An 11644-nucleotide genomic window follows, 5' to 3' on the forward strand; every position below is an offset into this window, starting at 1 on the left:
AATTAATATCTACTATATAAATTTGTGAATTTTTTAAATTATATTGAGTCCTTTTCATACAATTGTTTCCTATAATCTTAACTTTTTTACTTTCTATCATATTACAGATAGCTTCTCCATAAGTTAAATCGCTTTCATATTCAAATTTTGTAAATTTACATTTGTTTAAATTAAAAAGTGCTGAAGATATCTTCCCACATATGTGTATTATACCTTCTCCAATACATGCTGAGGCTCTCTCTAATATATTTATAGTTGTTTCACTAACTACTTCTTCATATACTTTTGGACCAACAATATTTATATCTCCTACTGGGTCACTATAAGATATTATCTTAGCTCCTTTTTCATATCCTTTAACTATATAATTAACTATATTATCCTCAATAATATTCATTAACTTATCTATACAATCAAGGTTCTTTCTAACCCCTTTATAAAAATACTTTAAGTCTACAAGCAAAGAGATAATTGTCATAGGTCCGCAAACATTCAAAGTTACTATTTCATTTTTTGAGCTTAGTATACTTATTGATTCTAATACTTCTTTTATCCTTCCTCTGTCAAAATCTATATTATCTAATTTAGATAATTCTTCTAAACTAGAAAATGCATAATTTTTTGACCTAGGACAGTTTTTTTCATCTCCTAAGTTTATACTTGCACCAAAAGCTTCAGCCTCTACTGTAGTACAAAATGGCAACTTACAAATACTATCTTTTCTATAATCTTTTAAACTTCTAGATATGTATGCTATATCATTAGCATTTTTATGTAAATTAGGAAAACTTAAATTAGAACCGTTTATTATCTCTAGTGGGATATTTTCATTATCTATCTGATCACATTTAAACTCTAATTTTTTCATATTTCCCCCTATATAAAAGTCTTTTTTAATTTTTCAATCTTTAGCTCTGTTCCTATTATACAAAGTTTAGGACAAATTTTTAAATAACTTTTATTAATGTCATATTTTCCATTTACATAATTGAACTCCAACAGACTATTCCCATTATTTACAAAACCTTTGCATCTTATTATTTTACCTAAAGACTCTGTTTCTAAAATTCCAAAGATTTTTTCTATATCTTTTGTAGAGTATGTTTTAATAGGCATTAAAGATATAGATGAGATTTCTTTCATGCTTTCACTTATATCTTTAGTTTTTATTTTTTTTATATCTTCATCCCTAAAGTGAGCTAACTCATTAATGTTTTTAATTGCTTTATAAAATTCTTCACTATTCCAATCCTCATATATTATATATGAGTTTTCATTTATATTTTTCAATGAGTTAATTACACGATTTAAATTTTCATTATCTATAAATTGAGATTTACTTATTATTATTGTCTTGGCATTTTTTATTTGGTCTTCATAAAACTCACCAAAATTATCTATATAATCGAAATAATTAACTCCATCTACTACAGTAATTATAGAATTTAGCTTTAAATATTTTTTAAGCTTTTTATCATTAAGCATTACTAATATTTCACTTAGCAATCCTACTCCAGTTGGCTCTATTATTATTCTATCAGGACTAAGTTTTTCTATAATTTCCTCTATAGTGTTTTTAAAGTTTAATTTTATACTGCAACATATACATCCATTTTGAAGTTCTATAACTTCTAGTCCATCTTTTTTTATAAGTTCTCCATCTATTCCTATTTGTCCAAATTCATTTTCTAAAACTACAATTTTTTCATTCTTATTATCATTTAACATTTTTTTTATAAGCGTAGTTTTTCCAGAACCTAAGAATCCAGAGACTATATCTATTTTTATCATTTAATCACCTTTTAAAATTTTAAGCAGTCTGTAAATAATCTTTCATATCCTTCTTTTGTAGATAGTTCAAAATAATTTATATCGCTTGCTATAAAATCCATATTTTTTCTAATATCCTTAGATAATAAACTCATAATAGCTCCTGTTTTTGAAGAATTACCTATGTATGTTATCCTATCTTTAAGCTCTTTTGGTATTATACCAACGCCCACTAAACTTTCTATGCTTAGGTGTTTACCAAATTGCCCTGCTATTATTACTTCATCTAATTCATTTATTTCCATATTAACTTGATCTGCCAATGCGTATATGCCTGACAAAATAGCCCCCTTAGCAAGTTGAACTTGTCTTATGTCTTCTTGAGTTATAGATATTTCCTTATCAAGTTTAGATATTATAAATCGTCTCTTTTTATTTTCATCTACTATGTACTCACTTAAGTGACTTATTATTTCATTATCTTTCACAGCATCTTTTTTTGCTATACGGCCTGTTTTTCCTATAAGCTTCACTCTTGCTAATTCACTAATTGCATCAACAATTCCACTTCCACATATTCCTACAGGTCGCTGATTTCCTATAGTATTGATACTTATTTCATTTCCAATTTTAATATTTTCAATAGCTCCATCTCCAGCTCTCATTCCACAGCTAATATTCATACCCTCTAACGCAGGCCCAGCTGCACATGAACAAGATACCAATTCACCTTTTTTAGATAAAACCATTTCTCCATTTGTACCTATATCTATAAATAATACATTTTTATCTGTCTCTTTTAAGTTACTAACACACACACCGGCTACAATATCAGCCCCTATATAACTAGATACGCCTGGAAGTAAATACACGCTTCCAAACTTAGATATTTCTATACCCAAGTCTTTAGCTCTAATATTTTTACTTTTCACAAACGTAGGTGAATATGGAGATTTCCCTATAGATATAGGATTAATATTTAATAATACATGCATCATAGTTGTATTTGCAGCTATTGAAACTTCATATATATTAGATTCATTTATAGAGTTTTTGATGCATAGTTTTTTTATTAAATCATTTATGCAATTTATAATTAATTTATGTAAAGTTTCTAATCCATTTTCTTTGTTCTTGATAAAATGAATACGAGATAAAACATCTAATCCATATTCTTTTTGTGGATTTATTTCACTTTCAGAACTTATTTCACATTTATTTTTAACATCAATTAATGAACAAACCACAGTTGTTGTTCCAATATCTATAGCAACTGAATATAGTTTATCCTGTGTATCATTTACTTCTATTCCTATTAATTTTTCACCTATATACACACCTGTACATTTGTCACATTCAAATATATTAGGAATATCTTTCAATAAGTAGTAATCATCTTTAAAATCACATTTAAAATGTTTTTCAAGTATTTCTTCATAAGGTATGTTATTATCTAGAGTAGGCTTTTCTATATCATATACTTCTTTTCTAAGTAGTGGATTTTTTTCAAAGTTTGGCATGTAGCCATCTGATAATATCTTATGATTTGTATTTTTTTTATCTAAAAATTCTATGTGTATATCACCTTGAGGATAAACTAAACATCCTAACCTTACTTTATTATCAATTTCATCTCTAGATAAAAATTTAAATTCTTCATTAGTTAAATGATTAATATTTCCACTTAAAACTTTAACTTTACACTTTCCACATAGCCCCTTTCCACCACAAGGACTTTCCATACCTAAGTTATTACTTTGTATTATATCTAAAAGATTTCTCCCAACTTCAAATTTATAACTTTTGTCCCCATCATATAAAAGACTCATAAAATCCCTCTTTATCTGCTATAATTTTTTGTACATTCTAATAGAACTTGTATATTATCTAATTTAGTTCTTACTCCTATTCCACAAGCTGGAGATATTATATCTACTCCATTTTTTAAACATGAATCGCACATAGTTTTTAAACTTTCTGTATCACTATTTTCAAGTGCAAAAGTGCTTACATTTCCCATAATTGCTTTATTTGATACATTTTCAATAACTTGTTTAACACTAGTTATTGAGTCAAAACTAATTGCATCGCTATGTAATGAATTTAACTCTTTATATATGCTTTTTAACCTTCCACATATATGTATTATAGTTCCCCCATTTGCATATTCTTTTAATTCATCTATTATTCTATTTAAATACGGAACTGCAAATTCATTAAAGTTTTTAGCACCTAATATTTCTCCTGTACCACTAGGGTCTGATATTGTTAAGATATCCGCACCTGCTTCAAGCTGAGCTTTTCCAAAAACTATAAGGTTATCAGTTACCAAGTTCATAAGTTCATGAATCATTTCAGGTTTTTTTCTTATTTCTTTAAAAAATATCATAGGTTCAAGTAGTGATGATGCCAAGCTAACTGGTCCTGTTAAATTTGCAATTATTGGAACATCTTCATTTCTTTCTTTTAATATCTTAATAGCATCTACGACTACTTTTGCTCTTCCTTCATTAACATTTATATTTGTTAATTTTTTATATTCTTCACTAGACATAATCGGATATTCAGTTACTCTAGGTTCTGTATTCTTAGTTCCCATATACACAGTAGCTCCCATACCCTCAGCTTCTACTGTCATACAAAATGGAACTCCAAAATTTTCAAATGCTTTGTTTTTATACATACCTTGTGTTAAGTCAGCCATCATTTTTGGATTCAAATGAGCTTCTGGCCAAGTTACACCCTCTATATCCATAACATCTTCAATTATCATATTCATCATGCCCCCAGGACATATGCATGGGGGTCTATCTACATTTTCTTTTTTTAAAACTTTAAACAGTCGCTCTTTTGGGTTCATTTTATACCACCTCTTTAACTGTGGCTCTTTTTTTATCTACTAAATCTTTTGCAAGTTTTACCGCTTTAGAAGCTTCATGAGCATATCCATCTGCTCCAATTTGCTCTGCAAAACTTTGTGATATAGGCCCTCCACCTACCATGACAATTACATCATCACGCATATTTTCTTCTTTTAATAAGTCTATTACTACCTGCATGTTATCCATTGTAGTTGTCATAAGAGTAGACATTCCTACCACATCAGCATTAATTTCTTTTGCTTTGTTTATAAAATCTATTGGAGGAACGTCTCTTCCTAAATCAAAAACTTCAAATCCTGAAGTTTCTAACATTATTTTAAATAAGTTCTTACCTATATCATGAGTATCCCCTTCAACAACACCTACTACAGCTCTATAATGTTCTCCTGTTTGATGTTTTTGTAAGCGTGGTTTTAATATATTAATTCCTTCATACATTGCATCTGAGCATAAAAGTAATTCAGGTATATAATACTCTTCTTCTTCATATAGTTTTCCAGCTTCTTCCATGCCTGATGCTAACCCTTTAGATATACCTTCGTATGCATCAAAATCATTTTCTATATATTCATTTGCTACATCTATAATTTCTTCATCTTCCATTTCAAGTACACATGAAGCTAATTTATTTAATAAAGATTCTTTTAAGTTTTCCATGTTTATATTCCCCCTATAAATTTTTTATATTAATTGGGTATGCTCCAAATATTCTGGCAGCATCCATAAGTGCTATAATTTTTTTAGGATCAGTTCCTATTGGAACATCACACCCTGTACTTAATATAAATCCACATTTACTATCGTGAGCTTTTTTTATACATTCTCTAGCTTCATTATATATATCCTCTATGCTACCTCTCATTATAGTTTCAACAGGGTCAACATTACCTATTAAGCAAACCTTATCCCCATAAGCCTCTTTTAATTCTCCAATATCATCTACATTATCTAAACTTAAATTAGATATTCCGATATCTACCATATGTCCCCATACTTTTTTAGTTTTTCCACATATATGTAAAGTTGTTCCACTTCCAGTTCTTTCAACAATTCTATCCATACATCTTTTTAAGTACGGTTTTGCAAATTCTACAAAGTTTTTCTCACTTATCATAGTACATGATGCATTTGGCTCTGCTAAACTTGGTGCCAGCCCAATGTCGCATGCTGCATCTATATAATTTATAACACTCTGAGTTGAAAGCTCTAATAATTCATGAGCTTGATCTTTATTTTTAGTTAAATCTCTTAAAAATTTATCTGTTCCTCTTAAAAAAGAAGCTGTAGTAAATGGACCTCCAACAGAAGTTCCAACTCCAACTACTGAATTTAATTTATCTTGAGTGATCTTTAAAGCTTCCAAGAAATATCTTATTCTTCCGTCTTTATATGGATCTATAGGCTTTAATTTTCCTATTTCGCTATAATCATTTATAGCAGATTTACTTATATAAGGGGTATTATGTGTTGGAAATGTAACTTCACTCCCCATAGCCTCTGGTATACCTTGTAAGCCTGGCCCAAAACCTATACTATCTGGTCTAAATAGTTCATAACTTCCTACTGCAACATCTACAAGTGCATCTACTGAGTGATTATATTCATATATTGTATGCCCAAATATAGATGACACACTTTCACCTAAAAAAGGTGAACATAAAATCCTATCCATTGGCTCTCCCTTAGAGAAAGCTTCCATTCTTTCTTTTGGCGTCATTTGATCTTTATTAATTTTATATTCCATAGCTATACCTCTTTATCTATTAAATATTACATATCCATATTACAATATATGTTAATTTTCTACAAATTGATAATATCGATACTTAAAAACTAATATATCGATATTATCAATATGCAAAAAAATATCTAACTTAAAAAGTTAGATATTCCCTCATCTATTTAATACCATAAAATCTTTCGAGATAATTTATCATTTCATCTGCTATGTTTAAATAGTAATATATACTTACCAAATACTCAGAAAAAAACAAGTCTGTAGCTTCTCCATGGGCTAATCTCTCTACTAAAAGCGATTGTTGTTGCAATGACGAATCTAATATAAATGCAACTATTTCAATTTGATTAGCCACAAATAAATCAGATGGTGAATCTTTATATACAACTTTAAACCTAGCTAATAGGTTTAAAATTGTCTTTAGCTCTGATGAATATGATGTGATTTGTTTTTGTATAGTATCTGATTTTTGCTTAGCTGTTTCAGCATTAATACTTATCGTATTCATGTTATTTCTTATTCTTTTTATTTCATTAAAATATTTTATTAATTCTTCTGTCCCTTTTAATTCCTTGCTTATTTGAGGTGGAGCTGAAGAAATTTTATAGCTTTTATCAACTCCATATATCGTTGAAGATGTTATTGTTAGCAACATGATGGTAGCAATAAAAATTGATATGAATCTAGATGCATTGTTCTTCATCGTAGTCCTCCTAAAATTTTTCTTATATATTATGTATTTTCTTCATAAAAAAAATATATATTCTAAAAAATAAAAAATACTATACTCAAATTTGAATATAGTATTTTTTATTTTTATTGAATTTTTAATTATTGATATAATTAAAATCTATAATCATATTTATTTTTACACCTTTTGATTCTAAAGATATATTTTTTAACATAACTCCCTTAAAATTATTTTTATCAATTATGACATTTCCTTTTTCAAATTTAACATTTATATTGCTATCTTTAGAAAACCAATCTTTTATGAAACTTTTCAATGCTATGTCAACTACCCAATCATATAACTTCAAATCTAATAATTTAACTTCTTTAATATTTAAAATCAAATTATTACTTTTATCTACAATTGGCAAAAACTTAACTTCAATTGGAGTTGTTATACTTTTATTTACTTTGTAATCAACTTTTGCAATTATTCCTTGCTTCTCTATATGTATATTTACATTACTTATTTTTTCATTTTTTGTCTCTTTTAAAAAGTAATTTATTCCATTTAAAATAGATTTTTCAGGCACTGAAAATTCACCTTTTACACCTACTGGATTGTCTATCAGCTCTACATTTGTTGCTTTAACTCCAGCTATGTCTCTAAAGAAAGTTAAATTTTTTTCTTCTGTATTTTTAACTTTATCTTCACTATTTTCTATTTTTTTAACTTGTTGCTTGCTCTGTGTATCTAACTTTTTTATAGAAAATAGCATGAAGGAAGATAATGTAAAAAAAATTATCACTCCTAAAAAAATTTTTCGTTTTTTATTTCGCATCCTCTTAACGCTCCCTTTAATGTTGTATTCTTTTTATATATAATACCCTTATCTAAAAAAAATAAAGTGTTTGAATATTAATTTTAATATTCAAACACTTTATTATCTTAAATTGTCTGCTATATTTTCCATAGTTTTTTTAAAGTTTAAAACTCCATACCCCAAGTTAACATTTGGATAACTATATATATCTTGCCTATCTGCTCCTATCATTAAATATGTTTTTATTACTTCTGTAAATAATAAGTTTCTTCCAAGTTCGCTTTGAGAGCTTATATAGTCCATTAAAACAGATGCAACCCCACTAACAATAGAGCTACTTATCCCAGTCCCAGTTCCACTTGCATATTTATTATTTTTATACGGTCCGATTATATCTACACCAGGCGCTACTATGTCTGGTTTTAAAGGGTTTTGATTCAATGTTCCTCTTGAAGATTGAATCCATATACTATCAGTATTATTGTTAAATGCTCCAATTGATAATACATTTTCAGTTGATGCAAACCATGTTGTTGTAGAAAATGAATTTGAATTTATAAACCTTGTATCTTTATCTAACAAATTTTTATTTGGTAAAAATACATCAAATTCTCCAGATATTAAAAATTCCGGTTTTAACCTTAAAGTCCAAATACCTGGTTTTACGTCCTTTAAATTTATTACAACTTCTTCTGTTCCCGATTTAAGCCAAGGATATAAAAATCGCATTTCATAATTAGTTTTTTCTATATTAAATCGTCCTTTATATATAAATCTATCTGGTGAGTATTTGATATCATAGCTTAATTCTCCTGATGGAGATATTAAAGACGCACTTATTTTATCCGGCCCAACACAGGATGCTATGATATCTAAGTTCTTCTGCTCTCCAACTTGAATTAATATATCTACAACTTCATTAACACTGTTTATATTTCCCCTATAATGAGTATCTGTATTTCCTTCATTTCCTAATCCGCATACAATAATTACCCCAGGTATAGTTAAGCTATCAAAAGATTCTAAGAGTGTAGTTTCAACAACTCCTTCACTTTTACTTGCCACAGTTAAATTTATAACCATGTTTTTTTGATACTTTTTCAATCTATCAGTAACATATTTAATTCCTGCTAAAAAATCACTAAGCGCATAACTTATCCTACCCTCTTTATATACACCTACTTCTTCTCTTAGTTTAACTACTATTAAATCACTATCTATTGCAATTCCTTTATAAGCTGAGTTTTCATTTCCTAAACCAACAGCAATACCAGCTGCTAGTGTTCCTGTACCAATTTTATCTTCAGTTAAGCTAGCATCGTTTTTAGCAATATATTCATTTATCTGTTCTCTTGTAATCTCACTTCCAAAATTTAGCCCTTCAGGTGAATTTCCTTTATTAGAGCTTTGGTCCCAAATAGATATTATTTTTGAAGTTCCATCTTTTTTTATAAAGTCAGGGTGCATATAGTCTATTCCCGAATCTATAATTGCAATAATGGTATCTTTTCCTGTTGGATTTATATATGGATTTTTATCAATATAATCAGTGCCCGAAATAGCTCTTGCTGATTTTCCATTTTTACTATCTAAATTTATTTCTATAAGTGAACTCATATGAGTAGATATGCCCCAATCATATATGCATCCAATTTTTTGGAAAATCTCTTCATCAAAATTTTTATCAACATATATGGCAACAGCTTTTTTATTTAAAATAATATAATTATTTAGATTATTTTGGCTTAACTGATTTTTCAGCTCTTCCTCATTTCCATTATATATAGCAATGTATGATAAATCCAAATAATCACCCCTTAACTATTTAATTTGATCAAAAGTATTTTTTATATCTAAGACACCATATCCATAGCTTGAATCTGGATAACTTATTTTACTATCTCTCTTAGCTCCAGCTCTTAAGTATGTTTTTATTTTTTGTACTACAGCTTTATCTTTATAATTTTCTTTGAAAAGTACATATTCCATTATTAGAGCAATACATCCAACTGTATATGATGATGCAACTCCGCTTCCAGTTACTAATGCATATTTATCATTTCCATATGGTGCTATTATATTTACCCCTGGAGCTACTAAGTCTGGACTTTCAACCCTTCCTATTGTTCCAATTACTGGTCCTCTTGACGATTCTGTCCACATTCCCGAATTTAAACTATCATAAGTTCCTACACAAACAGAGTCCTTATATACAGATGGATATGTTAATGTGTAATTTGGATTTCCTTCTCTAAATTTAGTTCCAGGTTTTAGCAATAAATAATTAGGTAAATAAACATGATAATTGCCACTTGTTATAGATTCTCCTATCAATCTTATCTTCCAAATTCCCTTACTTGCACCTTCTAGATTTATTAATGTTATTTGCTGGCCTGAGTAATACAATGGATACGTTGACCATATAGAATAATATGTATTTTCTAGGTCAAATAAGCCTTCTAGTACATTTAAATTTGATACCCTTGCTGTCTTACTTTCTTCACCTGACGGGGATATAATTAATACAGTTAGTTTATCTGGCTTATCTACCCATATATCAATAGCTATTTCTTCTTCGTCTTCCGCTACCTCGACTTCTATATCTTTAACTTCTCCAGTAAAGTTTATTTTTCCCATTGTATGAGTTCTTCCACTTCCTTCATTTCCTGCTCCCGCAACTTCACATACTCTATATTCATAAAATAAATCATTATCCATAAATCCAATTCCTGGAGAAAGCAAATTATTACTTCCTAAAGTTATATTCTGAACTATTGGCATATCTAATTTTTTCGCTTTTTTATAACTGTAGTCTATCCCACTTAAAAAAGTTCCATTATTATAAAACCCATCTATTTTTTTTAATTTAACAACTATTAAATCAGACCCTTCTGCAACTCCAGCATAAGCTTTATTAGAATTTCCTAGTCCAGCACATATTCCCCCTAAGGCAGTTCCTATTCCTTCTTCATCAGTAGATAAATTAGGATTTTTTTCAGCTATTGCTTTATTTATTTCCTCTCTAGTGTATTCTGTCCCTATACTAAATCCTTCTGGAGGCTTTCCGTCTTTTGTTTGGTCCCATAGATATAAAATTTTAGAAGTACCGTCAGGATATATAAAGTCTGGATGTAAATAGTTTATTCCTGAGTTTACAATGCCTATCACTACACCTTTTCCATCAAGATTTATATTTGGATTTGTCTTAAAATAGTTAGCACCTATTTCCTCGTTTGCAGTATATCCATTTTCTATTCCTTGAGATATATTAGTTAGTTGAACCATTTTTGCATATTTTTGCATTTTATATATAAATCTAAAGGAATATAATTTCCCTATCTCACTAAATCTATCTTTTTGCACAAATAGAATTCCCATTCCATCTGATAATTTGTAAAATTTAAATATATTTTCTAACATTTTTAACTGTTCTTCATACTTTGGATAATAATATATAACAAATACTGGTTCAAATTTATTTGAATCTATATATGCTTTGGGAAAATCTCTATCTTCTACATTATTTTCTATTTTTTCATTTGATCTAAATAAAGTTTCCATATATTTACTTTTATTATACTCATTAAGTTTTAAGTTCCAAGTTCCATTTTTTATAAAGTTTTCTGATTTTAAAGTTATATTTATTTCATTTTTTTCTTTTGTGCTTACCTTTAATTTATTATTTTTAATTTGAAATTTCTTTTCTTTGGAATTTATATCTATATCTTGGAATTTTAAATTTGAAGGGTCTATAATAT

At 28.3% G+C, this 11644-nt stretch carries 10 protein-coding genes; all 10 read right to left on the reverse strand.

Translation table 11 applies throughout. From position 1 onward, the window contains the following. The coding region (locus RWY47_RS15200) for a uroporphyrinogen decarboxylase family protein (protein WP_224171141.1) at nt 1-868 on the reverse strand (868 nt) is incomplete at its 3' end. 8 nt (nt 869-876) lie between these two features. Then, complete coding sequence (locus tag RWY47_RS15205; RefSeq protein ID WP_224171140.1) at nt 877-1791, reverse strand: GTP-binding protein; 915 nt, start codon at nt 1789-1791, stop codon at nt 877-879. A gap of 11 nt (nt 1792-1802) precedes the next feature. Continuing rightward, entirely contained in the window at nt 1803-3599 is a 1797-nt protein-coding gene (locus RWY47_RS15210) for an ASKHA domain-containing protein (protein ID WP_150842002.1), read from the reverse strand. A gap of 11 nt (nt 3600-3610) precedes the next feature. Continuing rightward, a complete protein-coding gene (locus RWY47_RS15215; protein WP_148550048.1) occupies nt 3611-4630 on the reverse strand; it encodes a methylcobamide:CoM methyltransferase MtbA in 1020 nt (339 codons plus the stop codon). Nucleotide 4631: 1 nt separating this feature from the next. Continuing rightward, a complete protein-coding gene (locus tag RWY47_RS15220) occupies nt 4632-5309 on the reverse strand; it encodes a corrinoid protein (RefSeq protein WP_021431442.1) in 678 nt (225 codons plus the stop codon). A gap of 13 nt (nt 5310-5322) precedes the next feature. Then, nucleotides 5323-6396, reverse strand: a complete 1074-nt coding sequence (locus tag RWY47_RS15225; RefSeq protein ID WP_150842003.1) for a uroporphyrinogen decarboxylase family protein — start codon at nt 6394-6396, stop codon at nt 5323-5325. A 154-nt stretch (nt 6397-6550) separates the two neighbouring features. Next, the gene (locus RWY47_RS15230; RefSeq protein WP_150842004.1) at nt 6551-7093 is read right to left on the reverse strand and encodes a hypothetical protein; all 543 of its coding nucleotides are present in this window, start codon (nt 7091-7093) and stop codon (nt 6551-6553) included. 124 nt (nt 7094-7217) lie between these two features. Further along, nucleotides 7218-7904 (reverse strand): hypothetical protein, encoded by a 687-nt coding sequence (locus RWY47_RS15235; RefSeq protein ID WP_316030362.1) that lies wholly within the window; start codon nt 7902-7904, stop codon nt 7218-7220. Between the two features lie 102 nt (nt 7905-8006). Then, entirely contained in the window at nt 8007-9692 is a 1686-nt protein-coding gene (gene cspC, locus RWY47_RS15240; protein WP_150843093.1) for a bile acid germinant receptor pseudoprotease CspC, read from the reverse strand. Between the two features lie 15 nt (nt 9693-9707). Beyond that, the coding region (locus tag RWY47_RS15245; RefSeq protein ID WP_316030363.1) for a S8 family peptidase at nt 9708-11644 on the reverse strand (1937 nt) is incomplete at its 5' end.

The sequence above is a fragment of the Paraclostridium sp. MRS3W1 genome (assembly GCF_032465715.1).
Classification (GTDB): Bacteria; Bacillota; Clostridia; order Peptostreptococcales; family Peptostreptococcaceae; genus Paraclostridium; species Paraclostridium dentum.